At 74.7% G+C, this 25946-nt stretch carries 21 protein-coding genes; 14 read left to right on the forward strand and 7 right to left on the reverse strand.

The features are described 5' to 3' along the window. Positions 1–47: 47 nt before the first annotated feature. The 3 genes from ABZ857_RS20255 to ABZ857_RS20265 are packed head-to-tail and all read left to right on the forward strand — an operon-like array spanning position 48 to position 1950. Entirely contained in the window at positions 48–692 is a 645-nt protein-coding gene (locus ABZ857_RS20255) for a glycosyltransferase family 2 protein (protein WP_357044998.1), read from the forward strand. Continuing rightward, on the forward strand, positions 689–1342 hold the full coding sequence (locus ABZ857_RS20260; protein ID WP_357045000.1) for a TIGR04282 family arsenosugar biosynthesis glycosyltransferase: 654 nt from the start codon (positions 689–691) through the stop codon (positions 1340–1342). Before ABZ857_RS20255 ends, ABZ857_RS20260 begins: the two co-directional genes overlap by 4 nt. Continuing rightward, positions 1339–1950 (forward strand): methyltransferase domain-containing protein, encoded by a 612-nt coding sequence (locus ABZ857_RS20265; RefSeq protein WP_357045002.1) that lies wholly within the window; start codon positions 1339–1341, stop codon positions 1948–1950. The genes ABZ857_RS20260 and ABZ857_RS20265 overlap by 4 nt, the downstream gene beginning before the upstream one ends. Before the next feature lie 517 nt (positions 1951–2467). Here the strand turns inward: ABZ857_RS20265 and ABZ857_RS20270 are convergent. Next, positions 2468–3715 (reverse strand): M24 family metallopeptidase, encoded by a 1248-nt coding sequence (locus ABZ857_RS20270; protein ID WP_357045004.1) that lies wholly within the window; start codon positions 3713–3715, stop codon positions 2468–2470. Positions 3716–3794: 79 nt separating this feature from the next. Continuing rightward, a complete protein-coding gene (locus tag ABZ857_RS20275; RefSeq protein WP_357045006.1) occupies positions 3795–6488 on the reverse strand; it encodes a LuxR family transcriptional regulator in 2694 nt (897 codons plus the stop codon). Between the two features lie 183 nt (positions 6489–6671). Here ABZ857_RS20275 and ABZ857_RS20280 point away from each other — a divergent pair, with 183 nt between their 5' ends. Then, on the forward strand, positions 6672–8180 hold the full coding sequence (locus ABZ857_RS20280; RefSeq protein ID WP_357045008.1) for a DUF2079 domain-containing protein: 1509 nt from the start codon (positions 6672–6674) through the stop codon (positions 8178–8180). A gap of 9 nt (positions 8181–8189) precedes the next feature. Here the strand turns inward: ABZ857_RS20280 and ABZ857_RS20285 are convergent, their stop codons facing one another. Continuing rightward, positions 8190–8933 carry a helix-turn-helix transcriptional regulator gene (locus ABZ857_RS20285; RefSeq protein WP_357045010.1) on the reverse strand — a complete coding sequence of 248 codons (744 nt, stop codon included), beginning with the start codon at positions 8931–8933 and terminating at the stop codon, positions 8190–8192. A gap of 75 nt (positions 8934–9008) precedes the next feature. On the opposite strand from ABZ857_RS20285, the gene ABZ857_RS20290 reads away from it, so the two are divergent. Next, a complete protein-coding gene (locus ABZ857_RS20290; protein ID WP_357045012.1) occupies positions 9009–10166 on the forward strand; it encodes an MFS transporter in 1158 nt (385 codons plus the stop codon). Between the two features lie 98 nt (positions 10167–10264). Here the strand turns inward: ABZ857_RS20290 and ABZ857_RS20295 are convergent, their stop codons facing one another. After that, on the reverse strand, positions 10265–11086 hold the full coding sequence (locus ABZ857_RS20295; protein ID WP_357045014.1) for a UbiA family prenyltransferase: 822 nt from the start codon (positions 11084–11086) through the stop codon (positions 10265–10267). Positions 11087–11584: 498 nt separating this feature from the next. Here ABZ857_RS20295 and ABZ857_RS20300 point away from each other — a divergent pair, with 498 nt between their 5' ends. From ABZ857_RS20300 to ABZ857_RS20340, 9 genes are all read left to right on the forward strand, one after another. Next, positions 11585–12787 carry a 3-oxoacyl-[acyl-carrier-protein] synthase III C-terminal domain-containing protein gene (locus tag ABZ857_RS20300; RefSeq protein ID WP_357045016.1) on the forward strand — a complete coding sequence of 401 codons (1203 nt, stop codon included), beginning with the start codon at positions 11585–11587 and terminating at the stop codon, positions 12785–12787. A 111-nt stretch (positions 12788–12898) separates the two neighbouring features. After that, a complete protein-coding gene (locus ABZ857_RS20305) occupies positions 12899–13465 on the forward strand; it encodes an isoprenylcysteine carboxyl methyltransferase family protein (protein WP_357045018.1) in 567 nt (188 codons plus the stop codon). Then, positions 13462–14565 carry an NAD(P)/FAD-dependent oxidoreductase gene (locus tag ABZ857_RS20310; protein WP_357045020.1) on the forward strand — a complete coding sequence of 368 codons (1104 nt, stop codon included), beginning with the start codon at positions 13462–13464 and terminating at the stop codon, positions 14563–14565. Before ABZ857_RS20305 ends, ABZ857_RS20310 begins: the two co-directional genes overlap by 4 nt. 268 nt (positions 14566–14833) lie before the next feature. Then, positions 14834–15559 (forward strand): histidine kinase, encoded by a 726-nt coding sequence (locus ABZ857_RS20315; RefSeq protein WP_357045023.1) that lies wholly within the window; start codon positions 14834–14836, stop codon positions 15557–15559. A gap of 606 nt (positions 15560–16165) precedes the next feature. Further along, the gene (lanKC, locus tag ABZ857_RS20320; protein ID WP_357045025.1) at positions 16166–18781 is read left to right on the forward strand and encodes a class III lanthionine synthetase LanKC; all 2616 of its coding nucleotides are present in this window, start codon (positions 16166–16168) and stop codon (positions 18779–18781) included. 7 nt (positions 18782–18788) lie between these two features. Then, entirely contained in the window at positions 18789–18914 is a 126-nt protein-coding gene (locus ABZ857_RS20325; RefSeq protein ID WP_357045027.1) for a SapB/AmfS family lanthipeptide, read from the forward strand. A 70-nt stretch (positions 18915–18984) separates the two neighbouring features. After that, positions 18985–19110 (forward strand): SapB/AmfS family lanthipeptide, encoded by a 126-nt coding sequence (locus tag ABZ857_RS20330; RefSeq protein WP_357045029.1) that lies wholly within the window; start codon positions 18985–18987, stop codon positions 19108–19110. Between the two features lie 160 nt (positions 19111–19270). Further along, positions 19271–21034 carry an ABC transporter ATP-binding protein gene (locus tag ABZ857_RS20335; protein ID WP_357045031.1) on the forward strand — a complete coding sequence of 588 codons (1764 nt, stop codon included), beginning with the start codon at positions 19271–19273 and terminating at the stop codon, positions 21032–21034. Then, complete coding sequence (locus ABZ857_RS20340) at positions 21031–22860, forward strand: ABC transporter ATP-binding protein (protein WP_357045033.1); 1830 nt, start codon at positions 21031–21033, stop codon at positions 22858–22860. The genes ABZ857_RS20335 and ABZ857_RS20340 overlap by 4 nt, the downstream gene beginning before the upstream one ends. 64 nt (positions 22861–22924) lie before the next feature. Here ABZ857_RS20340 and ABZ857_RS20345 read toward each other — a convergent pair whose 3' ends face one another. The 3 genes from ABZ857_RS20345 to ABZ857_RS20355 are packed head-to-tail and all read right to left on the reverse strand — an operon-like array spanning position 22925 to position 25932. Then, complete coding sequence (locus ABZ857_RS20345; RefSeq protein WP_357045035.1) at positions 22925–23338, reverse strand: nuclear transport factor 2 family protein; 414 nt, start codon at positions 23336–23338, stop codon at positions 22925–22927. Beyond that, a complete protein-coding gene (locus tag ABZ857_RS20350; RefSeq protein WP_357045037.1) occupies positions 23335–24804 on the reverse strand; it encodes a hypothetical protein in 1470 nt (489 codons plus the stop codon). Before ABZ857_RS20350 ends, ABZ857_RS20345 begins: the two co-directional genes overlap by 4 nt. A gap of 3 nt (positions 24805–24807) precedes the next feature. Next, the gene (locus ABZ857_RS20355; protein ID WP_357045039.1) at positions 24808–25932 is read right to left on the reverse strand and encodes a cupin domain-containing protein; all 1125 of its coding nucleotides are present in this window, start codon (positions 25930–25932) and stop codon (positions 24808–24810) included. Between the last annotated feature and the right edge of the window lie 14 nt (positions 25933–25946).

Below are 25946 nucleotides of genomic sequence, written 5' to 3' on the forward strand. Positions count from 1 at the left end.
TCACTTCGTAAGAACTGGGCGGCCCCGGCGGCCCTAGCTTCTGCGGCATGCAGATCGATGTGGTGCTTCCCTGCCTCGACGAGGCGGCGGCGCTGCCCTGGGTGCTCGGCCGGATGCCGGACGGCTGCCGCGCCATCGTGGTGGACAACGGGTCCACCGACGGGTCGGCCGAGGTCGCCGCCCGGCACGGCGCGCTGGTGGTGACCGAGCCCAGGCCGGGGTTCGGCGCCGCCTGCCACGCGGGCCTGGAGGCCGCGACCGCGCCCGTCGTGTGCTTCATGGACGCCGACGCCTCCCTCGACCCGCGGCAGGTGCCGTACGTCGCGGAGGAGGTGGTGAGCGGCGCCGCCGACCTGGTGCTGGGCCGCCGCAGGCCCGTCACCGGCTCGGCGTGGCCCGCGCACGCCCGGCTGGGCAACCGGGTGCTCGCCTGGCGGCTGCGCCGCCGCACCGGCGCCCCGCTGCGCGACCTCGGCCCGATGCGCGCGGCCCGCCGTACGGCGCTGCTCGCCCTGGGCCTGCGGGACCGGCGGTTCGGCTACCCGCTGGAGATGGTGCTGCGGGCGAGCGAGGCGGGCTGGCGCATCGGCGAGGTCGAGGTCGACTACCTGCCCCGGGTGGGCCGCTCGAAGGTGACAGGCACCGTACGCGGCACCGTGCGGACCGTCCGCGACATGTGGCGGGCGGCGTGAAGACCAAGGCCGTGACGCAGATCCTCGTCATCGCCAAGGCACCCGTGCCGGGGGCGGTCAAGACCCGGCTCACGCCGCCCTACACCGCGCGGGAGGCCGCCGCGCTCGCGGAGGCGGCGCTGCGCGACACGCTGTCGGCCGTCACCGCCGCCCCCGCCGCGCGCCGGGTGCTGGCCCTGCTGGGCGAGCCGGGGCCCTGGCTGCCCGAGGGGTACGACGTGGTCGCGCAGCGGGGGGACGACCTGGCCGCACGGCTGGCCGCCGCCTTCGCCGACGCGTGGGCGGCCCTTCCCGTCCCGGTCGTGCTGATCGGCATGGACACCCCGCAGGTCACCCCCGCTCTGCTGGCCGAGGCGGGGCGGTCGCTGGACGAGCACGAGGTCGTTGTCGGCCCGGCCGCCGACGGCGGGTTCTGGCTGCTCGGGCAGCGCAGGCCCGACCCCGCCCTGCTCGCCGGGCTGCCGACGTCCCGGCCCGACACCGGGGCGCTGCTGATGGAGCGGATCCGCGCCGCCGGCGTGCGGGCCGCCCTGCTGCCCGAGCTGACCGACGTGGACACCGCCGCCGACGCGCGTGCGGTGGCCGCGCGGATCCCCTCCTCGCGGTTCGCGGCGACGCTGGCGGCCCTCGGCGCGGACGTCGTCGCGTGATCGGCCCCCTCTACGCCGAGTCGCTGGACGGCGCGCGGGTCGAGGCCGAGTCGGCCGACGGCAGGACATGGCCGCTGGAGGCATGGCGCTGGCTGGACGGCGCCGAGGGGGACGAGGCCATGCTCGCCCGCTGCGCCGACCCCACGCTCGACGTGGGCTCGGGGCCGGGGCGGCTGACCGTGGCGCTGACGAGGCGCGGCGTGCGGGCGCTCGGCATCGACGTCACCCCCCGGGCCGTACGGCTCACCCGCCTGGCCGGCGGGCGGGCCCTGTGCCGCGACGTGTTCGGCCACGTGCCCGGCGCCGGCCGCTGGGGCACCGTGCTGCTGGCCGACGGCAACATCGGCATCGGCGGCGACCCCGACGCCCTGCTGCGGCGGGTCCGCGAGCTGCTGCGGCCCGGCGGCGAGGTCGTCGCCGAGCTCGATCCGCCCGGCACCGCGACCCGCACGGAACGGGTCCGGCTACGCCGGGAGGGGACAGTCACCGGGTGGTTCGCCTGGGCGCGGGTCAGCGTGTCCGGCATCGGGCCGCTCGCCGCGCGCACCGGCTTCCGCCCCCTGGAGGTGTGGACCGAGGCCGGGCGCTGGTTCTCGGTCCTGGGCTGAACCGGGAGCGGCTCGCGCGCGGGTCGTCCGATCGTGTCGCCTCCAGAGACCCCGTCACTCCGGAACCCGGCTCCGAGCACCTCGTCGTGCAGCCGCTCGAGGTAGGCGAGCAGCGCGTCGATGGCCGCGTGGCCGTCCCCGGAGGGCCCGTGACCCGGCACGATGGTCACCAGATCGGGCATGACGGTGCCGGCAGGGAACGCCATGTTCCCGAAGGTGTGGTCACCGTGGTAGGTGGTGTTGACCAGGAACCGCAGCGGCCGGTCGGTCAGCTCGGCGACCAGCTCCTGGATCCGTCCGGACACCTCCGGGATGATTCCGGCGTCCACGACGAGGGCGGCGTCGCGGCCGGCGACGAGCCCGTTGTTGTCCTTGGGCGGAATGGTCGCCATCAGCGCGTGGACGCCGTCCGCGAGGGTATGAGGTCTCAGCCGCAGGCCCGTGGGCGAGAGGTTCGGCCCCGCGTATCCGCTCGGCCGCTCGGCCAGCTCGCGTTCCGGAATGTGCGTCGTCGCGTTCATCCCTCGCTCCTCAGCAGGCGGGCGGTGAAGGGGTTGAGCTCGATGGGGCCGTCCTCGCCGATGACGACGGTGCCGCCGAGATTGGTCAGGCGATCGCCGATGACGGCGTTGGGCTCGAAGGCGAAGGTCATCCCGGGCATCAGGGGGAGCTGGCCGCCCATGGTCGGCAGGTCGAACAGCCGGCCGTACCGCGCCGCCTCGGGCAGCCTGCGCAGGCCGGCGCCGAAGCCGCCGACGGGGCCCATCGGGTTGAGCGTGTGGACCAGCGGGTGGACGTTCCAGGCGCCGGCGTCGCGCAGCGGCCCCTGCATGGCCTCCACCAGGTCGCCGAAGGTGGTGCCCGGACGGGCCGCGGCCAGACCGGCTTCGTAGCTGGCGCGGGCCACCTTCGCCCCTGTCTCGATCTCCGGGTGCGGCTCCCCCACGGCGATGGCCACCTGGTGCTGGGTCTCCTTCATCCCGAAGCGGCAGAACACCTCGGCCATGACGACGTCGCCCTCCTCGACGGCGCGCGGCGCCTGCGGCCGGTAGGACCAGGCGGGCGGTCCCCAGGAGACGAAGCCCGGCCCGGACGACAGCAACATGCCCGGGGCGGCCAGGCCACGCCGGAACGCCGCCGCCATGCCGGCCGCGTAGATCTCCGCCTCACTCACCCCCGGCCGGGCGGCCTCCAGCATGGCCTCGGCCATCGCGTCGCCCGTCTCGGCCGAATAGCGGACGACCGCGAGTTCCTCCTCGGACTGCCGCATGATGGCGAGCAGGTAGCTCAAGCCGACGGGTTTGAAGCTGACCTCCGGCAACTCCGCCAGCACCTGGGACCACAGCCCGTACGGCATGATCGGATTGATGTGGAACGGCGGGTAGGGGTCCAGCCCCAGCACCCCGACGGCCGCCGTCTCCAAGCGATGTTCCCGGAGGACCTCCGCCACGCCCGCCGCGTGCCTGGCCACCCGGATGCGCTCCGGGGGGATCCACAGCTCCTCACCCCGCCTGCTCGCCTGGATGTGGTCGGCGACGGGGAGCGTCGACCAGGTCAGCTCGACGGGGTCGGCGTCGCGGCAGAAGACGACGATCGCGCCGGGCCGGTCGTTGGTGAAGTAGGCGTCCGGGGCGAAGGGCGCGAGATCCACGCACTCGTGCTCGCCGTACGCGATGAGCGCCTGCACGCCCTCGGCTTCCATGATGCCGCGGGCGATCGCCCAGCGGCGGTCCCGCTCCGCAAGTGAATAAGTGGGAATGCTCATGCCGCCGAGGCTAGGAACGGACGCGGCCGTGCCGCCTCCGTCATGTGACGGTAGTGGCGGACACCTCGCCCCGGTCCGCTTAGGTCATCACGAACCTGGCGAGCTCGGCGCGCGAGGTGATGCCCAGCTTGGGGAACGCCTTGTACAGGTGGTAGGCGACCGTACGCGGGCTCAGGAAGAGCTGCGTGCCGATCTCCCGGTTCGACGCTCCGCCCGCCGCCAGCCGCACCACGTGGAGCTCCTGCGGCGTGAGCATGGCCAGCGGGTCGCGGCCGTTGTCGCGGGGGGACGGCGAGACGCCGGTGGCACGCAGCTCGGCCGCCGCACGGGCGGACCACGGAGCCGCGCCGAGGCGGACGAACGCCTCCATGGCGGCGTTCAGCCGGGTGCGGGCCTCGGCGCGGCGCTGGTGACGTCGCAGCCATTCGCCGTACAGCAACTCCGTGCGGGCCTGCTCGAAGGGGTGGCCGGCCTCGCGGTGCAGGGCCAGCGCCCGCTCGTACGCCGCCTCGTCGCCGGTCATCAGCGCCTGGCAGCGTTCCAGTACGGCGAGCGCCCACGGCTGCCCGATCGCACGCGCCCACGTGGTGATGCGCTCGAGCGCGTCGCGTGCCCGATCGGGAGCGCCCACCCGGACAGCCGCCTCGACGTAGTCGGGGTAGGCGTAGCGCCAGATGAAGGCGTGCCGGCCGGGCCCGGTCATGCGCTCGTCCATGCGCTCGAGCACCGACGTGTAGCGGGCCGCCCCCAGGTCCAGCATGATGGCGGCGTACGTGGCCCAGGTGGCGCCGGTCATCCACGTCTCGGCCGCACACGCCTGCGCCATCAGCCGGCGGCACTCCTCCTCCGCCCCGGCCACCGCCGCGAGCCAGGCGGAGACGCCGGTGAGGTAGTTGTGCCAGTACGGCTGGTCGATGTCCGCCGCGATCTGCAGGCCTTCGCTCACGCTGGCCCGCGCGGCGCGGTGGTGTCCGTTGAGGATCTGCGCCGCGGCCTGGAGCAGCATGGCCTGCGGGAGACGGCCGACCCGCCCGGCCTGGCGGCATTCGGCGACCAGACCGTTCGCGTCCTCCAGCATCATGCGCTGCCGGCCGTGGACGAAGCCGAGGTAGGTCGCCATGGCGCGCAGCTCGAACGGCAGCGCCGCCTGGTGCCCCAGCCTGGAGTACGGCATGCCGAAGACGGCCGTGTCGTCGCCCTCAAGCAGGTGGACCATGTCCTGGCTGAACTCCTTGATGACGCTCAGAGGGCCCTCGACGAGCGGCGTCAGGTCCGCGATACGGCGGGCCAGGCCGACCTGGTCGGGATGTGGAGTGCTGCTCCAGGTGGAGACGACGGCCAGGCCCAGCATCGGCAGCGCGGCCTCGGGGTCGACCGGGACCAGAGCCTCGACGCCGTCCAGGATCAGCCGGGTCGCCTCCAGCGGTCGGCCCGCCTCGAAGGCCAGCGTGGCCCGCACCCGCGCCAGCTCGGCCGCCACCACGGGGTCCGGCGCCGCCGGAGAGGCCCGGTGGGTGAGCTCCTCGGCGCGCCGCCGCAGGCCGGCGTCCAGGGCCGCCGCCGCGGCGGCGGCCCAGCGGCGCGCCGCGGCCGGCGGATCGATGGAGAGCCGCGCCGCCCGCTCGTACCCCGCCGACGCCGCCGCCTGGCCGCTGCGCCTCGCGGCGCGGATCGCGGCCTCCTCCAGCTCCCCCGCCACCCGTTCGTCGGGCCCGGCGGCCACCGCCGCCAGGTGCCAGGCGCGGCGGTCCTCGTCCGCGGCCCCGGCCAGGGCGTGGTGCGCGGCGACGCGCTGCGCGACGTCCGCCGCCAGCCGCGCCGCCGTACGCACCAGAGGGTGGCGGAAGGCCACGCGCGTGGGGGTGACCCCGACCAGCCCCGCGCGTTCGGCGGGCGCGAAGTCGGTGAGCGAGACGCCCATGCCCTGCAGGGCGCGGTTGAGCGTGTCGATGTCGCCGCTGTCGTCCAGGGCCGCCACCAGCAGACATGACCGGGCCGCGGCGGGAAGCTCCAGGATCGCGGCGCGGAAGCCCGCCAGCACCCGGCCGGAGACCGGCTCGGCGCCGCCGAGGGAGAAGGCCGGCGGCCCGATGGCTCCGGCCCGTTGCTCGGCGGTGAGCGTACGCGGCAGCTCCAGCAGCGCCAGGGGGTTGCCCTGCGCTTCGTCCACGATGAGCTCGCGTACGGCCAGTGGGAGCCCGCCGGCCCGCTCGGCGAGCAGGCTCGCGGCCGGTCGCCGGGCCAGCCCGGTCAGCCACAGCTCCGGCTGCCCGGGGGCGGGAAAGGACGTCCCGTCGTCCCGCGCCGCGAAGATCAGCGCGATCGGCTCGGCATGCAGGCGGCGGGCCGTGAACAGCAACGCGTCCGCCGACTCCTGGTCCAGCCACTGAGCGTCGTCGACCAGGCAGACCAGCGGCTGGTCGGCCGCCAGCTCGGTCAGCAGGCTCAGGGTGGCGAGCCGTACGAGGAAGCGGTCACCGGGCGCCGCCCGTCCCAGCCCCAAGGCGCTCATCAGGGCGTCCGCCTGCTGGTCCGGCAGCGCCGCGATGCGGTCGAGCATCGGGCGCAGCAGCAGGTGCAGAGCGGCGAACGGCAGCTCCGCCTCCGACTCGACCCCGCTCACCCGCAGGACGCGGCCCTTGGCGGCGGAGGCCGCGTACTCCAGCAGCGCGGTCTTCCCGATCCCCGCCTCGCCGCGGAGGATCAGCACACCGGTGCGATCGGCCAGCAGCCGGTCGATCTCCGCCTGTTCCGCTTCGCGGCCGTGGAGCATGCCTCATAGTCTGCCGCACACCGTAGCGGGGTGATCCACTCGTCGGCCTTGACCGGTTCCGATTTCGAGTCCACTGGTCACGCGCGGTTCCGGCCCGTGCCGTGGTGGCGTGGGTAGGCTGCCGCAGGAAGCAGGCGGAAGCGAACGGGACGGATGGCGGGGATCGCGCGAGCAGTCGCACGGGTGGTCGCACGATGGTCGCGGGCGCGGCGCGGCGACCGCATGGGCGGGAACGGCGCCACCGGACACCTCGCCCCCGGATGCGTGACCGGCAGGGACCTCGCCTGCGTCTCGGCCCTCGCCGCCGCGGCGGCGGCGCTCTACGCGTTCTATTCGTGCGTCACGCTGGCGCGGTTCCGGGCGGGCGCGTACGACTTGGTGATATTCGACCAGGCGATCCGCTCGTACGCGCGTTTCCAGCCGCCGGTGTCGATGCTGAAGGGAGTGCACAACGGGTTCGGGCCGGGGTTCTGCCTGCTCGGCGACCACTGGTCTCCGGCGCTCGCGCTGCTGGCGCCGCTGTACTGGCTCCACGACGGGCCCGCGACGCTGCTCGTCGCGCAGGCCGTCCTCCTCGCGCTGTCGATCCCGTTCGTATGGGCGTACGCCTTCCGCGCCTCCTCGGCGGTCACGGCCGGGCGGGGCGTCGCCTATCCCGTCGCGGTCGCCTACGCCCTGTCGTGGCCGATCACCGAGGCCGTGGCCTTCGACTTCCACGAGGCGGCGTTCGCGCCGCTGCTCACGGCGGCCATGCTGGAGCGTCACCAGGCCGGGCGCAGGCGGACGGCCGTCCTCGCCGGGCTGGCACTTCTGCTGGTCAAGGAGGACATGGGCCTGCTGGTGGCCGGGTTCGGGCTGTTCCTGCTCACCCGCCGCCGCGACCGGGGACCGGGCGCGCTGCTCGTCGTCGGCGGCGTCGCCGCGACCCTGGTGGCGACGCGGCTCCTCATCCCGCACTTCGGCGGCAGGGCCGACTACTACTGGGCGTACTGGACGCTGGGCCCGGACCTGCGCCGGGCCGTGGTGCACGCCGTCACGCGGCCCGGCGACGTCGTCGCGCTGCTCGCCGACCCGCCGCTGAAGCTGCGCACGCTCGCGCTGACGCTCGCTCCCGTGCTGTTCACCGCCCTGCTGTCCCCGTTGGGGCTCGCTCTGCTGCCGCCGCTGCTGGAACGCATGCTCGCCAGCACCTACCCGAACTGGTGGACGCCGCGATACCACTACACGGCCTTCGTCGTCGCGGTGGTCTTCGCCGCCGGCGTCGACGGCGCGCTGCGGGTGGCCGCCCGGCTTCCCGGACGGTCCGGAAGGCTCGTGCGGGGATGGGCGCTGCTCGTGCTCGCCACCGCGCTCGCGCTCGTGCCGTTCTTCTCGTTCGGCGCGCTGTTCACGCCGTCCTTCTACGCGGAGACGGCACGGACGCGCGCGGCCGGGCGCGCCGTCGCGGCCGTGCCGGACGGCGTGCTGGTCGAGGCGGCCGGCTCCCTGGCCCCGGCCCTGTCGGCGCGTACGCGGACCCTGCTGTGGGACCGCACGCCGCGCGGGGCGCCTTGGGTCGCCGCCGACGTGGGGGCCAGGACGTTCCCCTTCGACTCCGTCCGCCGGCAGATCGCCCGGGTCGAGACGCTGCGCGAGCAGGGCTATCGGGTGGTGTTCCGGGAGGCCGGCTACGTGGTGCTCACCCGCCCCTAGCCGGCCGTCTCACGGGCGTACGTAGGCGTGCGGGGTCGTGCCGAAGGCGTGCTTGAACGACTGGATGAACGCGCTGGGCCCGCTGTAGCCGCAGGCGGTGGCCGTCGAGGTCACCGATCGGCCGCCGGCCAGCAGGATGAGCGCGCGATGCAGCCGCAGCTGGGTGCGCCACTGCGGGAAGCTCATGCCGGTCTCCGCGCGGAACAGCCTGCTGAGCGTGCGTTCCGAGGCGCCCACCGCCGCGCCCAGCTCGGCGAGCGTCCGGCCGTCCGCCGGATCGGCCTCCAGGATCGCGGCCACGTCGCGAAGCCGGGGATCGGACGGCGCCGGCAGGCACAGCGGAAGCGCCTCGACCCCGCGGAGCTGGTCGAGCAGCACGCGTTCCAGGTTGGCGCGCTGCCCCGCGGTCAGCTCGTCGTCGCCGGTCAGGGCGACCACCACCTCCCGCAGCAGCGGCGTGATCGCCAGGACCGTGGGCCGGTCCAGCCGCAGCGGGTTGACCGGAGGGGCGAACACCAGCGCCCGCATCTCGGTCGGCCCGTACGCCTCATGCGCGTGCGTCACCCCGGCCGGTATCCACACGCCCCGGTGCGGCGGCACCACCCAGTCGCCGAGCGGGGTCGAGATCCGCAACACCCCGCGGTGCGGATGGATGAGCTGGTGCGAGGCGTGGTCGTGCCAGTCGATGCGCTGGCGGTGGGCCAGCGGCACGCGGGACGGGCCGCCGCCGGCGGGATGGCGGGTTGTCGACATGACTCGGCAGAGTATCGATAGTTCGCCGACTCGGTCGTCCGGGATGCTCGACGAAGCCTCTCAAGGAGACGATCAGTGACAGAGACATCCGTTCGGGCACCGGCGGCGCGGGCGACGTCCGCGTGGCGGCGCATGTGGCTGTGGGCGGCCGCACACGCCGTCGACGACCTCTACCAGGGACTGGTGCCGGCCTGCGTGCCCTACTTCGTGCTCGACCGGCACTACGGCTACGTGGCGGCCTCCGGGCTGACGCTGGCCGCGGCCCTGGGCAGTTCGATCCCGCAGCCGTTCATCGGCCTGGCGGTCGACCGTTTCCGCCTGGGCTGGCTGGCCGCCGCCGGCGTCGCGCTGGCCGGGCTCGGCCTCGGCCTGTCCGGGCTCGTGGAGTCGTACGCCGCGGTCTGGACCCTCGTCCTGCTGTCCGGGCTCGGGGTGGCCATGTTCCACCCGGCGGCGGGCAAGGGGGCCCGGGAAACGGCGGGAGACAGCGCCACGGCCATGAGCGTCTTCGCGGCGGGCGGGAGCGTCGGCTTCTTCCTCGCGCCGGTGCTGGCCACGCCCGCCCTGATCTCGATGGGTGTCGGCGCCACGGCGCTGTTCATCCCGCCGGCCCTGCTCGTCGCGTTCGCGCTGCTCAGGAACCGGCCGGCGGGCCACACGGCCACGGCGGCCACGCGTGCGGGCGCCGACAGGTGGACGCCGTTCATGGTCCTCACCGGCATCGAGATCATCAGGTCGGTGACGTTCTTCGGCGTGCTCACCTTCATCGAGCTTTTCTGGATCAGGCACCTGGACGCCGGACGCGGCGTCGCGGGCGCGGCGCTGGCCGCCTTCCTGGTCGGCGGGGTCGCGGGCACGCTGATCGGGGGGCGCCTCGCGGACCGGATCGGGCTGGTGCGGACCGTGCAGATCGGCGGCCTGCTGGCCATACCCGCGCTCGCCGGGCTGCGCCTGCTCCCCGGGCCCTATCTGCCACTGGTGTTCGCCGTGCTGGCGGGCATCGCGATCAACATCCCGTTCGCCGTGCTGGTGAAGCTGGGTCAGGACTACCTGCCGAACCGGCCGGGCACCGCCGCCGGTGTCACGCTCGGGCTCGCCGTGAGCGTCGGAGGGCTCGCCGCGCCGGCGCTCGGCGTCGCGGCGGAGGCGTACGGCCCGCAGGGCGTCTTCACGATCCTCTGCGTGGTGCCGATCGCGGCCGTGGGACTCGGGCTGTTCCTGCCCCGCAGGTGACCTCACGCAGGTGATCTCACGCAGGTGACCTCACGCAGGTGACCCCTGCGGATGGTCGCCGCGGGCACCCCGGGCCGCGCCCCGGCGGCGGCGCGGAATCAGCCGGCGGTGACGACGCCCGGCGTGGCCGCGAGCAGCAGGACGTCGATCCCGGCGGCGCCGATCGCGGCGGCGAAGGGCGCCACGGGCACGCGCCGGCCGAGCAGCAGACCGGCCGCGGCGCACGCGGCCACCCCGGCGAGCGCGAGCCACCCGGCCGGGCCGGCCGGTCCCGGGGGCGCGACCACCAGCAGCGCGGACGCGGCCAGCAACGGCAGCGGCAGGAGAACCCGCACCCGGGCCGGGCCGAGACGCTGCGGCCAGCCCCGCACTCCCGTGGCGACGTCCGTCTCGATGTCGGGCAGTACGTTGGCGAGGTGCGCCGCGCAGCCGAGCAGCGCCGCGGCGAGCACGGCCCACCACGCCGGCAGCGCGACCGGCAGGGAAACCGGCAGCGCGACCGGCAGGGAGACCGGCAGCGCGCGGCCCGGCGTCCCGGTCGTCATGAACACCGGCACCGCGCCGAACCCGGCCGCGTACGGCACCCACGAGGCCGCCGTGCCCTTGAGCCACAGGTTGTAGAGCCACGCCGCGGCGACGGCCGCCAGGTGCGTCGCCCCGGCCACCACGCCGCAGGCCAGCGAGAGCGGCACGCAGGCCGCCAGCGCGGCGAACGCCGCGACGCGCACCGCACGCGCGGACACCAGGCCCGCGACGATCGGCTTGGCGGTCCGGCCGGCCGCGGCGTCCCTGGCGGCGTCCACCGCGTCGTTGCACCAGCCCACGGACAGCTGGCCGGTCAGCACGGCGAGGGCCGTCAGCGCCGTCCCCGCCGGGCCCCACCCGGCGACCGCCACAAGCGCCGTGACCAGTGTCGTCACCGCCGCCGTCGGACCGGGGTGGCACGCCCGGGCCAGCCCGGCCGCCGTCCGCGCCGTCCGCGCCGTCCGCGCCGTCCGCGCCGTCCGCGCCGTCCGCGCCGTCCGCGCCGTCCGCGCGGTCCCGGCCGCCGGGCGATGCCCGGCCGCTTCCCGGCCCGCGACGTCCCTCGAAGCGACGCCCCTCAGGGCCGGATCCCTCAGGGCCGGATCCCTCAGGGCCGGATCCCTCAGGGCCGGATCCCTCAGGGCCGGATCCCTCAGGGCCGGATCCCTCAGGGCGGGGTCCTCCACGACGGGGTCCCCGTGACACGCGCCTTGAACCGGCACGGCGACACCCATTTCGGCCGCCGTGTCGTCGGGCAGCGCCCCTGAACCGGTCACGATCCCGAGCGTAACGGGAGGTCCCGGATACAGATCACGATCGAGCCCCGGAAGGCATGCGCCGCCCATCAACGGGCAAGAGGGACTTGTCACGGTTTCGCCACCTTGGGGAGTGAGATGACGCGGATCGCGGCCGTCCATGGTGTCGTTCCCCCTCATCGCCACTCACAGGCGGAGATCGCGGACGCGCTGGCGAGGGTCTGCCTTCCGCCGGGTGCCGATCGCCGGCTTCTCGACCGGCTGCACGCCGGCGCCCGGGTGGAACACCGCAACCTGGTGCTGCCGCTCGACCAGTACGGCAAGCTCGACGGCTTCGGCGCGGCCAACGACCTGTTCATCGAGGCCGCGCTCGACCTTGGCGCGCGGGCCGTCACGGGAGCGCTGGACGCGGCCGGCCTCACCCCGGCGGACGTCGACATGATCATGTGCACGTCGGTCACCGGTGTCGCCGCGCCGTCGCTGGACGCCCGGCTGGCCAACCGGATCGGGCTGCGCCCGGACGTGAAGCGGGTGCCGGTGTTCGGCCTCGGGTGCGTGGCGGGCGCGGCGGGGATCGCCCGGCTGCACGACTACCTGCGCGGCTGGCCCGGCCACGTGGCGGTGCTGCTCTCGGTCGAGCTGTGCTCACTCACGTTGCAGCGCGACGACACCTCCACGGCCAACCTCGTGGCGGGCGCCCTGTTCGGGGACGGCGCCGCCGCCGTGGTGGCGTACGGGGACGACCGCGAGCCGCCCCGGGGCGGCGGCGCGGCGGGCAGCACGGTGGACAACACGGTGGACGGCACGATGGACGGCACGGCGGGCAGCACGGCGGGCAGCGCGGTGGACGGCACGGCGGGCAGCGCGGTGGCCCATGCGACGGGGACAGCGGCTGGGACAGCGGCGGGGCCCATGGTGGTGGCGACGCGCAGCCGTCTGTATCCCGGCTCGGAACGCGTGATGGGCTGGGACGTCCGCGACAGCGGCTTCCGGGTCGTGCTGGACGCCGGGGTGCCCGACATGGTCCGCGCGTACCTGGCCGGCGACGTGCACGGGTTCCTCGCCGACCACGGCCTGACGTCCGGCGACGTCACCGCCTGGATCTGCCACCCCGGCGGCCCCAAGGTGCTGGAGGCCGTCGCGGAGACGCTCGCGCTCCCGGACGGCGCGCTCGACCTCACCTGGCGTTCGCTGGCCGCCAACGGAAACCTGTCGTCGGCCTCGGTGCTGCACGTGCTGCGCGACACCCTGGCTCTGCGGCCTCCGCCGCCGGGCACGCCGGGCCTGATGCTGGCGATGGGCCCGGGGTTCTGCTCCGAACTCGTCCTGCTGCGCTGCTGAAGAGTCCGGCGGGAAGCCGGTGGGAAGGGGGTGGGGATGTCACCCTGGCCTGTGTCGCCCTGGCTAGTGTCGCCCTGGCCTGTGTCACCCTGGCCTGTGTCACCCTGGCCTGTGTCTCCCTGGTACGTGCTGCTCGTCGCGCTCGTCGTGGTGGAGCGCCTCGCCGAACTGGTCGTCGCGCGCCGCAACGCCCGCTGGAGCCTCGACCGGGGCGGCGTGGTGTACGGCAGGGGCCACTATCCCTGGATGGTCGCCCTGCACACCGGCCTGCTGGCCGGATGCCTGCTGGAGGTGTGGCTGGCGGACCGGCCGTTCGTCCCCGGCCTGGGCTGGCCGATGCTCGGGCTCGTCCTGGCCGCGCAGGCGCTGCGCTGGTGGTGCGTCACCACGCTCGGCCCGCAGTGGAACACCCAGGTCATCGTCGTGCCCGGCCTGCCACTCGTGACGCGCGGGCCGTACCGGTTCGGGTGGCTGCGCCACCCCAACTACGTCGCGGTGGCGGTGGAGGGGGCGGCGCTGCCGCTCGTGCACTCCGCCTGGCTGACCGCGCTGGCCTTCACCCTGCTCAACCTGCCGCTCATGGCCGTGCGCCTGCGCTGCGAGAACGCGGCCCTCGCCACCGCCGCCGGATGCACCGCACGTGAGGCCGGGCGGACGCCGGGCGGGGCCGCGGCGTGATCGACGTGCTGGTGGCCGGCGGCGGGCCGGCCGGGCTGGCCACGGCCATCCACGCGGCGCTGGCCGGCATGGAGGCGGTCGTGGTCGAGCCCCGGCCCGGGCCGGTCGACAAGGCGTGCGGAGAGGGCCTGATGCCCACCGGTGCCGCCGCTCTCGCGGATCTCGGGGTGGCGGTGCAGGGCGGCAGGCCGTTCCTCGGCATCCGCTACGTGGACGGGCTGCACCGGGTGCAGGCGGAGTTCCGGGACGGCCCCGGGCTGGGCGTGCGCCGCACGGCCCTGCACACCGCGCTCGCCCTCCGCGCACGGGACCTCGGCGTCCGCGTCGTCCCCGGCCGGGTGGAGGCGGTGCGCGCCGCCGGCGAGACCGTGCGCGCCAGCGTGACGGGCGGGCCGGAGCCGTGCCGGCCTGAACTGGGCGGGCCTGAACACGGGCCTGAACTGCGCGGACCTGAACTGCGCGGACCTGAACTGCGCGCGCGCTGGCTGGTCGCGGCCGACGGGCTGCACTCGCCGATCAGGGCGCGGCTCGGGCTCGACCTGCCGTCCGGCGGCCCGCGCAGGTACGGCCTGCGCCGCCACTACCGGGTCGCGCCGTGGACGGACTTCGTGGAGGTGCACTGGGCGCCCGGCGGCGAGGCGTACGTCACGCCAGTGGGTGACGACCTGGTCGGCGTGGCCGTGCTGAGCAGCGAGCGGCGGCCGTACGGCGAGCACCTGGCGCGGTTCCCCGACCTGCTCGCCCGGCTGGACGGCCCGGCCGCCACCCCCGTGCGCGGGGCCGGGCCGCTGCGCCAGCGGGTGCGGCGGCGGGTGGCCGGGCGGGTGCTGCTCGTCGGCGACGCCGCGGGCTACGTGGACGCGCTCACCGGCGAGGGGATCTCGCTGGCGCTGCTGTCGGCCCGCGCACTGGTCGACTGCCTGCGGGAGGGCCGTCCCGAGGAGTACGAGACCGCCTGGCGGCGCCTGTCGAGGCGTTCCCGGCTGCTGACGGCCGCGCTTGTGCGGGCCCGGCGGCATCCTCCGGCGGCCCGGATGATCGTGCCCGCCGCGCGGCGCCTGCCCGCGGTGTTCGGGGCGGCGGTGCGGTCGCTCGCCTGAGCCCCGCGCCCTGCCCAGCCCCGCGCCTTCCGCAACTCCACTCCTTCTGCGCGAAACGGGCATAGCGCCCGCGAATTGTTACAACCGGATTCACAATTCATGAACGCCCGTTTTTAGGGCACCCCCGGCAACCCCTATACGGGCTGGCAATAGAACCTACTTTGATATGAACGAAGTAGCCATATTTCGTGACCGGTATGGAAAGATCTAGCGTGTGCACGGAATGGCGAGGCCGATGTTACGGCAAGGATGACTGGAGGGTCGTCACTTGCCCCACTTTTCCCACATCGCCCTGCTCGTCCTGCTCGCCCTGCTCGGTACGCTCCTGATCGCCGCGCTGGTGGTCCTCGCGGTGCGCCTGCGCCGGCTGCGCGCCATGCAGGCCGAGGCCGTACGGCAGGCGGCGGCGGAAGCGCGCGAGCAGTTCGGCCGCGACGTGCACGACCTCGTGAGCAGCCGCCTGTGGCTGGCCACGCTGCGCAGCGAACTCGCATACCGGCTCGCCGATGACGACAGCCCCCTGCGACCTGCGCTGGCCGACGTGGTGCAGTCGATCCGCCAGGCGTCCGCCGACATCCGCAACGTGACCCGCTCCTTCCGGGACGTCTCGCTCGCCTCCGAACTGGCCAACGCGCGGGCCGTGCTCCGCGCGTACGGAACCGACTGCAAGGTCGAGGCGGCCGAGGAGGCGGAGCTGGGCGAAGAGGTGAGCGCGGTGCTCGCGATCATGGTGCGGGAGGCGGTGACCAACGTCCTGCGCCACAGCAGGGCGACCCTGTGCACGATCGAGATCGTCGTGCGGGGCGGCGTGGCGACACTCACCGTCGCCAACGACGGCGTCGCCCCCTCCATACCGCCCGGCGACGGCAGCGGGCTGGACAACCTGCGTAACCGGGCGGCGGCGCTCGACGGCGTCATGGGAACGGTCCTCGACCCGGACGGCTGGTTCCGCCTCATCGCCGAGATCCCCCTCAAGGGCGGCGACCGCCGCTGACGCCGGCCGGGCTCACCCGCCGGGCGGCCCGGCCCCCGCGGCCCGGCCCCCGCGGTGCAGCCCCCGGGACCCGGCCCCTGCGGCGCGGGCGCGCCGCTTCAGATCTCTGAGTGCCTGCCGGGCGCGAGCGCCCCTGTCACCGCGCCCCTCTTACCGCGCCCCCTTACCGCGCCCCTCTTACCGCGCCGCCCCCATCGCCATGTCCCCCATCGCCATGTCCCCCATCGCCGCGCCCCCATCGCCGCGCCCCCATCGTTGCGCCACTGTCACCGCGTCGCGTGCCACGCCGGGCCAGCCCCCGCACTCGTCTCACCGCCCCCTACTCCGCCCCCACGCCGCCCCCTACGCCGCCTCCACGCCGCCTCCACGCCGTCCCGCGCGGGCCCCGGCCGGCCCGCCGCGGATGGCGTCGCATGTTTGACCAGCAACTTGACCGAATGCTTCACGCGGCATCCCGGAGACGGCCGTGAACAGCATCATCGTCGACCCATGACTGCGTCACGGTTCGTTATGTGCAGATTTCACATGCCGCAGTTGACGGGCGTAACTTGGCCCTTCTCTTTATTTCCGGAATTCTTTGACGTGACCGGCCTAAGGGGACATCTGGTGATTAGTAAGTACGAGATTTACTGCCTCGCAGATCCCTTGTTCTACGACACCCTCGACGCCAAGCGCGCGGAGCACCCCGACTTCGCCATCTCCGCCCGGCCCACGCCCGACGGGTGGGCGCACGCCGAGAGCGAGACCTGGCTGCACTACGCGCCGGCCGGCGCGGCCCTGCCCACGCAGGGCTGGAAGATCCACGTCTCCTCTTCCGTACCGGAGGCGGAGCGGGTGATCGCGGCGGCGTGGGACTACTGCGTGCCCCGCGGACTGGCTTTCAAGTTCCTGCGCGGCCGGCGCGTGATGACGATGCAGAACTCGAAGTACGCCTTCCGCGGGTCGAGCGGCAAGCTGGTCACCATCTACCCCGTGGACGAGGCCCAGCTTGAGCTGACGCTCAAGGAGCTCGCCGAGATCCTCGACGGCGTCGAGGGCCCGTACATCCTCAGCGACCTGCGGTACGGCGACGGCCCCCTGTTCGTCCGGTACGGCGGGTTCGCCGAGCGCCACTGCCTCGACGACAACGGCGAGCGGGTGCTCGCGATCGAGGACGCCGACGGCAACCTCGTCCCCGATGTGCGCGGTCCGGCGTTCGCCCTGCCCTCCTGGGTGACCCTGCCGGCCTTCCTCGAACCACACCTGGCCGCGCGCAACGCGGTGACGCTCGAAGGCGTGCCGTACGAGGTGGACAGCGTCCTGCACTTCTCCAACGGCGGCGGCGTCTACCTGGGGCGCGACAGGCGCACCGGCGAGAAGGTGGTGCTGAAGGAGGCCCGCCCGCACGCCGGGCTCGACGTGGAGGGACGCGACGCCGTCACCCGCCTGCGGCACGAGGCCGCGATCATGGAGCGGCTGGCCGGCCTCGATGTCGTGCCGGCGCTGCGCGACTACTTCACGGTCGGCGAGCACCACTTCCTGGTGCAGGAGTACGTGGACGGCACCTCGCTCAGCCAGCTCATCGCCCAGAGGCACCCTCTCACCCGGGCCGACCGCACCCCCGAGCTGGACGCGGACTACGCCGAGTGGGCCATCGGCATACTCGCCAAGGTGCGGGCGGCGGTCTCGGCGCTGCACGGGCGCGGTGTGGTGTTCGGCGACCTGCACCCCTTCAACATCCTGGTGGACGGCGACCGCGTGGTCCTGATCGACTTCGAGGTCTCCTCACCGGTCGACGAGCGCAGGCGGCCCACGCTCGCCAACCCCGGCTTCGTGCCGCCGCGCGAGCTGGCCGGCGTCGACGCCGACGAGTACGCGCTGGCCTGCCTGCACCTGGGTGTGTTCGCCCCGATGACCACCATGCTGCTTCAGCTCCACCGGCCCAAGGCCGCCCAGCTCGGAAGGCTGATCACCGAGACGTTCCCGGTGCCCCCCGCGCTGATCGAGGGAGCCGTACGGACGATCCTCGGACAGGACCCGCCGGAGCCGGAGCCGAGCCGGCTCCCCCGGCCGAACCGGCTCGGGGAGGGCTGGCCCGCCCTCCGGGAGGCGCTGGCGAAGGCGATCGTCGCCTCGGCCACGCCGGACCGCGAGGACCGGCTGTTCCCCGGCGACATCGTCCAGTTCGAACCCGGCGGCGGGGTGAGCCTCGCCAACGGCGCGGCCGGCGTCCTCTACGCGCTGGCGGCGACCGGGGCCGGGCGCTTCCCCGAGCACGAGGAGTGGCTGCTCAGGCAGGCCGCCAAACCCGGCATCGGGCCCGGCTTCTACAACGGCCTGCACGGCGTGGCGTACGCGCTGGAGGCGCTCGGCCGCCGCGGGGACGCGCTCGACGTGGCGCGGCGAGGCGTGCGTGAGTTACGGGACGGGCTGGACCTGAGCCTCTACCGCGGCCTGTCCGGCATCGCCCTCGCCCTGATGCACCTGCACGACGCGACCGGTGAGCCGGAGCTCCGCGAGTGGGCCGCGCGTGTCGTGGCGCTGGTGGCCGACCGGCTCGGCGGCCCTGACGACGTGCCCGAGATCAGCGGCGGGAAACACCCGCACGCGGGGCTGATGTACGGCTCGTCGGGACCCGCCCTGATGTTCCTGCACGCCTACGAGCGCACCGGCGACGCCGGGCTGCTCGACCTCGCGGCCACCGCGCTGCGGCAGGACCTGCGCCGGTGCGTCGGCCGCGAGGACGGCCAGCTCCAGGTGCAGCAGGGCTGGCGGACCAATCCGTACCTCGACGAGGGGTCGGCCGGCATCGGCCTGGTGCTGGACCGCTACCTCACCCACCGGCACGACGACACCTTCGCGGAGTCGCTGACCGCCATCCGGCCGGTCACGACGCTGCACTACTACGTCCAGCCGGGGCTGTTCGCGGGCCGGGCCGGCATGATCGCCTGCCTGTCGTCCGGCTCCCGCCCCGACCCCGAGGCCGCCGCGGCGCAGATCGCCCGGCTGGCCTGGCACGAGCTTCCGTACCAGGGCGGGCTGGCCTTCCCCGGGGCCCAGTTGCTCCGCCTGTCCATGGATCTCGCCACCGGGAGCGCCGGCGTGCTGCTCGCGCTCGGCACCGCGCTGCACGACGAGCCGGTTCACCTCCCGTTCCTCGAGCCCCCCGGACGGTCCCAGGCGCAGGGGCCCCTGCGCACCGCCGCCGGGTCGAACGTCCCGACCAGCCCCGGAAGGAGGTGAACGCACAATGGCGCTCCTCGACCTTCAGACCCTCGAGGCCCCCGGTGGCCACGGCGGTGGCGGCGGCAGCAACCTGAGCCTGCTCGGGTGCACCCCGCACGAGAACAGCAGCCTCAGCCTCATCTGCGGCTGACGACCCTTCCGGTGAACACGAACTCCAGCCTCATCCAGGCTGGCGGAACCCATACAAGGAGATGATCCAGATGGCGCTTCTCGACCTTCAGACCCTCGAGGTTCCCGGCGGCCACGGCGGTGGCGGCGGCAGCAACCTGAGCCTCCTGGGCTGCACCCCGCACGAGAACAGCAGCCTCAGCCTCATCTGCGGCTGACAGCACGCGCACAGGAGTCCTGGGCGGTCGTCGAGGCCGCCCAGGCTTCCGCGTTTCCGGCCCCGGCCGGCCGCGCGGTACGGATGGCACGGCGCGGCGCCCCGGGATCGCGAGGGGTCGCGTCGCCCGCACTGCCGGGCTCGTCGAAGTGGAGGATCGTTTGAGATCTCGTCCGGCGGACCTGCTGATCGCCCAGGCCGTACGGCGCGGCGGCCCGTGGCTCGCGGCGCTGACGGCGGCGGCGCTGCTGGGCGCCGCGGCCGACCTGCTGCTCCCGGCGGCGCTCGGCCGCGCGGTCGACGCCGTGGTGCGGACCCAGGCGGGGGCCGCAGCGGTGGCCGGAGCGAGGACCGGGGCCGAGGCCGGTTCCGGGCTCACCGGCCCGCTCACGACCGCCGCGCTGCTGGTCGCGCTGGTCGTCGCGTGCGACGCGCTACGCGTGCTCGCGGCCGGCGTGAGCGGCGCGCGGGCCGCCCAGTGGCTGCGGTCCCGGGTGGTGGCCCACACCCTTTCCGTCGGCGCCGGCATGACCCGCCATCTCACGCCGGGTGAGATCGTCACCCGCGCCGGGGTGAACGTGGAGGAGGCCGGGCGGACACCCGAGGCGGTCGTCACGGCCGCCACGCTCATCGTCCCCGCGGCCGGCAGCGTCGTCGCGCTCGCTCTGATCGACCCGTGGCTCGCGGTCACGCTGGTGGCCGGTCTGCTTCTGATCGTGACCGTGCTGCGCGCGTTCATGCGCAGGACCACGGCGGCCTCCGGCGGCTACCAGCAGGCCCAGGGGGAGATCGCGGGCATGCTGGTGGGCGCCCTCGCCGGGGCCCGCACCATCACCGCGGCCGGGACCGAGGACCGGGAGGCCGCGCGCGTGCTCGCCCCGCTCCCCCGCCTGCGCGCCCACGGCCTGGCGCTGTGGCGGCTGCAGGCGCGGGCCGGCGTGCAGGCCGCGGTCGTCGTCCCGCTCCTGGAGATCGCGGTGCTCGCCGTCGGCGGGCTGCGCCTGTCGGCCGGCGGCCTCACCGTCGGGGAGCTGCTCGCCGCCGCGCGCTACGTCGTGCTCGGGGCGGGCCTGGGGTCGGCGCTCGGGTACGCGGCCCGCATCGCCCGCGCCAGGTCGGCCGCCCAGCGCCTGGAGCAGGTGTTCGCCGTGCCGCCCCCGGCGTACGGGGACCGCCCGCTGCCCCCCGGCCCGGGAACCCTGGAGCTGCGCGACGTGACCGTACGGGCCGACGGCGTACGGCTGCTGAGCGACGTCAGCCTGGTCGTGCCCGGCGGCACGTGCACGGCGGTGGTGGGCCGCTCGGGCTCGGGCAAGTCGTCGCTGGCCGCCGTCGCCGGCCGGCTCGCCGACCCCGAACGCGGCACGGTCCTGCTGGACGGCGTGCCCCTGCGTGAGATCGGCCGGGAGCCGCTGCGCCGCGCGATCGGGTACGCGTTCGAGCGGCCCGCGCTGTTCGGCGAGACCCTGGGCGAGGCCGTCGCCTTCGGCCTGGGCGCACGGGACGCCCCCGGCGGGCGGAGCGGGCACGCGGTGCGCGTGGCCGCGGCCGCCGCCCGCGCCGACGCCTTCATCCGGCGGCTGCCGCTCGGGTACGCCACCCCGGTCGGCGATGCGCCGATGTCGGGGGGCGAGATCCAGCGGGTCGGCCTGGCCCGCGCGTTCGCCCAGGCCGGACGGCTGCTGATCCTGGACGACGCCATGTCGAGCCTGGACACGGTGACCGAGCGGCAGGTCGGGCGGGCGCTCACCGGGAGCCTGTCCGACCGCACCCGGCTGGTGGTGGCCCACCGTGTGACGACGGCGGCGCAGGCCGACCAGGTCGTGTGGCTGGAGAACGGGCGGGTCCGCGCGACCGGCACGCACGACCGTCTGTGGGACGACCCCGGCTACCGCGCGGTCTTCCGCGCCGAGGAGGCGTCGTGAAGCTCCGTGCGCCCGCGGAAGCGAACGCGCCGCTGTCCGGGCCCCCCAACGAGACCGCCACCGAGACCGCCACCGAGGGCGCCGCGGAGACCGCCGCCGAAACCGCGGCGTCTCCCGTGAGCGGCACCGCGAAGAGCGGCGGGACAGCCACCGCGCGGCTCCCCGGGCGGCCGGGGGTGCGGAGTGTGGTCGCGCGGGCCCTGCTGCGCGAACCCTCCCGGCTGCTGTGGCTGGCCTGCTGGTCGGTGGCGGAGGCCCTGCCCGCGCTGACCGGCGGGTACGCGATCGCGCGGGCCGTGGACGACGGCTTCGCCGCGGGGCGGCCGGGCGCCGGCCTGATGTGGCTCGGCGTGCTCGCCGCCGCGTGGGGGGTGGCCGCGGTGGCCGCCCGGCAGGTGCTGCTGCTCGTCGCCGGGATCGTCGAGCCGTTCCGCGACGACCTGCTGGAGCGCGTGGTGACCGGGGCGCTGCGGGCCGGCCGGGGCGGCGACAGCGCCGCGGTCGCCCGGATGAACCACCAGGTCGAGCTGGCCAGGGACGCCTTCGGCGCGATCATCACGGTGGTCAGGACGTTCGTGTTCACGCTGGTGAGCGTGGCGGTGGGGCTGACGACCCTGGCCCCGGAGGTCGTCCCGCTCGTGCTGGCTCCGGTGGCTCTGGGGCTCGGCCTGTTCCTCGTCTCCCTGCCCGCCCTCGCCCGGCGTCAGCGCGAGTTCATCGTCGCCGACGAGCGCACGGCCGCCGCGGTGGCCGCGATGGCGGGCGGCCTGCGCGACGTGACCGCCTGCGGCGCCGAGGCGCGCGTCGCGGCGAGCGTCGGGCGGGAGGTCTCGCGGCAGGCGAGGGCCGCGCGGGCGCTGGCCCGGGTGACGGCGTCGCGGACGCTGTCGCTGGCGGTGGGCGCGTGGCTGCCGGTCGTGCTCCTGCTGGCGGGCGCGCCCTGGCTGGTGCGCCAGGGCGTCACCGGCGGGGTGATCCTCGGCTCGCTGACCTACGTGATGCAGTCGCTCGCCCCCGCGCTCGGCGGCCTCGTCCAGGGCCTCGGTGTCAGCGGCGTCCGCCTGGCCGTCACGCTGGAGCGGATCCTGCACGCGCCCGGCCCGCCCGTGCCGCACGGCGACCGTGAGCCCGGCGGGGCGCGGTTGCGGCTGCGCGGGGTGCGCTTCGCCTACGGTCCGGGCGCCGAGCCGGTGATCGACGGCCTCGACCTCGACGTGCCCGAGGGCGACCACCTGGCCGTCGTCGGCCCGAGCGGGATCGGCAAGTCCACGCTGGCCGCGCTCGTCGCCGGCCTGCTGACGCCGGACGACGGCGAGGTCCTCGTCGGCGGGGTCCCGGCCGCGCGGGTCCATCCGGCCGCCCGGGCGCTGATCCCCCAGGAGGCGTACGTCTTCCCCGGCACCCTGACGGAGAACCTGACCTACCTCGCGCCGGGGACGCCTCCCGACCGGGTGGACGAGGCGGTGGCGGCGTTCGGGCTGGCGGAGCTCGCGCAGCGCACCGCGGGCGGCCCGCTCGACCCGGCCGAGCTGTCGGCGGGCGAGCGGCAGCTCGTCGCGCTGGCCAGGACCTACCTGTCCCCCGCCCGGCTGGTCGTGCTCGACGAGTCGACCTGCCATCTCGACCCCGCGGCGGAGGCACGGGCGGAGGCGGCGTTCGCGGCGCGCGAAGGCACCGTGATCGTCGTGGCGCACCGGATCTCCTCGGCCCTGCGGGCCCGGCGGGTGCTGGTCATGGACGGCACCCGCGTCCTGCTCGGCACGCACGAGGAGATGGTGGCCGCCTCGCCGCTGTACGCGGACCTGGTGGGCCACTGGACGGGCTGACGGGCCGATCAGGGCCGGAGCCGCCCGGCAGGGAAGAGCGGCCCCGCCCGGAGCCGGCGCACGTTCAGGCGGGCGGGCGCCAGGAGCTGCCTTCGCCCTTCTCCGCTTCGAAGGCGGGGCGGGCGGTGACGGTGTCGTAGATGATGTGGAGTGCGGCGATCCGGCCGTCGTCGGCCAGTTCGAGGACGTCCACGCATTCGAAGTCGGCCGGCTGCCCGGAGGGCAGTGTCCAGTCGAACTGGAACCAGATGGTGACGAGCCGGCCGCCGTCCGTCCTGGCGCCTTCCGCCACGCCGAGGAGGTCGAGCTTCGCCCGGCCGGTGTCCGCGAACAGCGCCGGGTAGAAGTCGGTGGCGGGGATGGGCCCGTACAGGGGCGAGTGAACTGTCGCGCCGGGGCGATACAACGCCAGGACGGCGGTCAGGTCCCCGCGTGTCAGGCCGTCGAGATACGTCCTGGCCAGGTCTTCGGGCGTCATGCCGATCCGGTCCTTTCTCCGCCGCTATGGCGGTCCAGCGCGTCGAGGTCGAGGGTGAGCGCGGCGGTCCCTTCGGGCAGGCCGAGGCGGCGCAGGACGGCGGGATCGAGCTCGCCCGCCTCGCCGATCGACGTCTCGCCCAGGACCAGGCGCGCCCACTGCCCGCTGCGCCAGGGCCAGGCGCCGCGTGCGTGTGCGTGCGCGGGTTCGGGGCGGAGGGGGACGCCCCACTGCCGTCCCACCGTGCGGGCGGCGGCGACCGCGGTGTGCCAGTGCCCGCCCGACAGGCCCGCCGCCAGGTGAAGGGGCTGCGCGGGGATCGCCGAGTACAGACCCGCCAACTGCTCCGGGCGCGGTGGCCTGCCGACAGGCAGCCGAGGCGGCGGAAGCCGGCCGGTCGGGCGGTGGAAGACCGTTCCCTGTTCGAACAGCATGGGGTCGCCGCACGAGCGCCGGACCCACGCCCGCAGGGCGAGCAGGACGCCGGGGAGCAGCGCGGTGCGCAGCGCCCGGGTGTGTTCCCCGAGCGGGTTGGCGATGCGGAGCTGAGCGCGGCGTGGGTCGTCCCGGTCCAGCCCGAGGGCGTCCCATACGGACGGATCCAGGAAGGGATGAGTCTGGATCTCGGTCCAGCCGGCGTCCGCGAGCGCGTGCGCCGCGGCCTGCCGTCGCCTGAACCGTGGCACGGGTCGCGGCCGGCCCCGGGACGGGTGGAGGGGAAGGCGCGGCCGCCGGACGCTCAGGTGGAGCCGGTCGTGCCCGATGACCTCCCGGATGTCGTCCAGCCCGTGGCGGAGCATGAGGGTGCGCTCGACCCCCACCCCGAAGGCGAAGGCGGTGTAGCGGCACGGGTCCACGCCACAGGTGGCGAGCACCCGTGGGTGGATCATGCCGCAGCCGGCCCACTCGATCCATCCGTCCTCGCACCGGTCGCACCCCCCTCCCCGGCAGGCCGGACAGCGTACGTCGGCCTCCGCGGACGGATCGGTGTAGGCGAACCAGTGCGGGCGCAGCCTGACCGGCACGTCGTGACCGAACATGGCCACGGCCAGCCGCCCGAGCGTCGCGCGCAGGTCGTCCATGGTCAGTCCCTCGGCGACGGCGAGCCCCTCGGCCTGGTGGAACACCGGACTGTGCGTGGCGTCCGGCGGGTCGGGGCGGAACACGCGTCCGACCGTCACCATTCGCAGCGGCGCCGGGTGGCTGAGCATCTGCCGCACCTGCACCGGCGAGGTGTGGCCGCGCAGCACCAGGCCCGAGCGGCCGCGCGGGTCATGGATGTAGAAGGTGGCGTCGGGGGACCTGCTGGGATGGTCGGCTTCCATGTTGAGAGCGTCGAAATTGAGCCATTCGGCCTCGAGTTCGGGCCCCTCCGCGAACTGGTAGCCCTCGGCGGCGAACAGGTCGACGATCTCTTCTGCCAGGGCGGCGACCGCGTTGCGGACGACGGCCGGGTGATCGGGCATCGGTCAGGGCCCCTCGACGGTCCAGGCCGCGATGCGGTTGTGGACCAGGTCGATCTGGTCCCAGGCGCGCCGGCAGGCCGCCAGCAGCCGGGGGAACTCCGATGAGGGCAACGTGGCCAGCCGGTGCCGCCCGATCTCCCTGTGTTCGTCGTCCGCCGTGGCGTGCAGGGTGAAGAAGTCGTCGTCGGCGGCGTCCCGGCCGAACGCGTCCGCGGCGGCCGCCCCGAACAGGTGGCCGCTGGTCTCGACGACCATGTGCACCGTGACGATCTTCTGTGCCTCGTCCAGCTGGTACATCTGGGCGACGAACCAGGTGCAGGCCGCCTCGAGCACGGGGTCGTCGACCTCGCCGCTGATTCCGTAACGGTCGCGGAGCAGCCTGTCGTGGCCGAACTCCTCCCGCAGGTGCTCCTCGTACTCCTGGCGCAGGACGGGATCGGCGCACACGGCCTGCCGGGCGAGCAGCATGCGCTGGAAGTGACACGACCACACGTGCAGCGCCCTGACGAAGCGGTCGCGCATCCGCGGGTCCCTCCCCAGCCGGCCGCCGCGCAGCAGGTCGAACAGGTCGTTGCGGATGTGCCGTTCGGCCAGCGCGTCGTTGAGCGCTTCCAGCCCGGCGAGCGGCTCCGGCGCGGTGCGGCCGTTCCGGGGTGCGCCGGTGACGGCAGGCCCGGCGGCGCCGAAGACCGCCCGGGGCGCGAACTCGTCCTCGTAGAGCCCCATCCCCTCGAACTGCACGGACAGGCCGTGGAACTCCTGACCGGGGTCCGTGCGGAAGCCGTGGAGGCGCCCGGCGGGCACGCACACGACGTCGCCCTCGGCGAGCGACCGCTCCGTCTCCCCCGTAAGCCGTACGGTTCCCCGGCACACGAGGATCATCGAGGGTGTCGGGTGGCGGTGCACCGCCAGTTCCTCGCCGTCCCGGAGCCGCACCCACGCGAAGGACGGCCGTCCGGAGTCGGGCAGGAAAGCCGACAGGACGGGATGGCGCCGGAAGTCGCGCTGCTGCCCGAGCCGGTGGACCTCCCCGTCCACCACGACCGAGGTGATCGGCCGGATCTGCTCGCGCGCGACGGTGGTCACGGTCACGACGGCGTCGTGTTCTTCGGTCAACGGTGCGGTCATGACACTGCTGTCCT

The organism is Microbispora sp. NPDC046933, assembly GCF_040644635.1.
Classification (GTDB): Bacteria; Actinomycetota; Actinomycetes; order Streptosporangiales; family Streptosporangiaceae; genus Microbispora.

What these genes read in the sequence shown, in the direction of transcription:
- ABZ857_RS20255 (WP_357044998.1), top strand. Translation starts at nt 48, where the DNA reads ATGCAGATCGATGTGGTGCTTCCCTGCCTCGACGAGGCGGCGGCGCTG.
- ABZ857_RS20270 (WP_357045004.1), bottom strand. Translation starts at nt 3,715, where the DNA reads ATGAGCATTCCCACTTATTCACTTGCGGAGCGGGACCGCCGCTGGGCG.
- ABZ857_RS20275 (WP_357045006.1), bottom strand. Translation starts at nt 6,488, where the DNA reads ATGCTCCACGGCCGCGAAGCGGAACAGGCGGAGATCGACCGGCTGCTG.
- ABZ857_RS20285 (WP_357045010.1), bottom strand. Translation starts at nt 8,933, where the DNA reads ATGTCGACAACCCGCCATCCCGCCGGCGGCGGCCCGTCCCGCGTGCCG.
- ABZ857_RS20300 (WP_357045016.1), top strand. Translation starts at nt 11,585, where the DNA reads ATGACGCGGATCGCGGCCGTCCATGGTGTCGTTCCCCCTCATCGCCAC.
- ABZ857_RS20325 (WP_357045027.1), top strand. Translation starts at nt 18,789, where the DNA reads ATGGCGCTCCTCGACCTTCAGACCCTCGAGGCCCCCGGTGGCCACGGC.
- ABZ857_RS20330 (WP_357045029.1), top strand. Translation starts at nt 18,985, where the DNA reads ATGGCGCTTCTCGACCTTCAGACCCTCGAGGTTCCCGGCGGCCACGGC.
- ABZ857_RS20345 (WP_357045035.1), bottom strand. Translation starts at nt 23,338, where the DNA reads ATGACGCCCGAAGACCTGGCCAGGACGTATCTCGACGGCCTGACACGC.
- ABZ857_RS20350 (WP_357045037.1), bottom strand. Translation starts at nt 24,804, where the DNA reads ATGCCCGATCACCCGGCCGTCGTCCGCAACGCGGTCGCCGCCCTGGCA.
- ABZ857_RS20355 (WP_357045039.1), bottom strand. Translation starts at nt 25,932, where the DNA reads ATGACCGCACCGTTGACCGAAGAACACGACGCCGTCGTGACCGTGACC.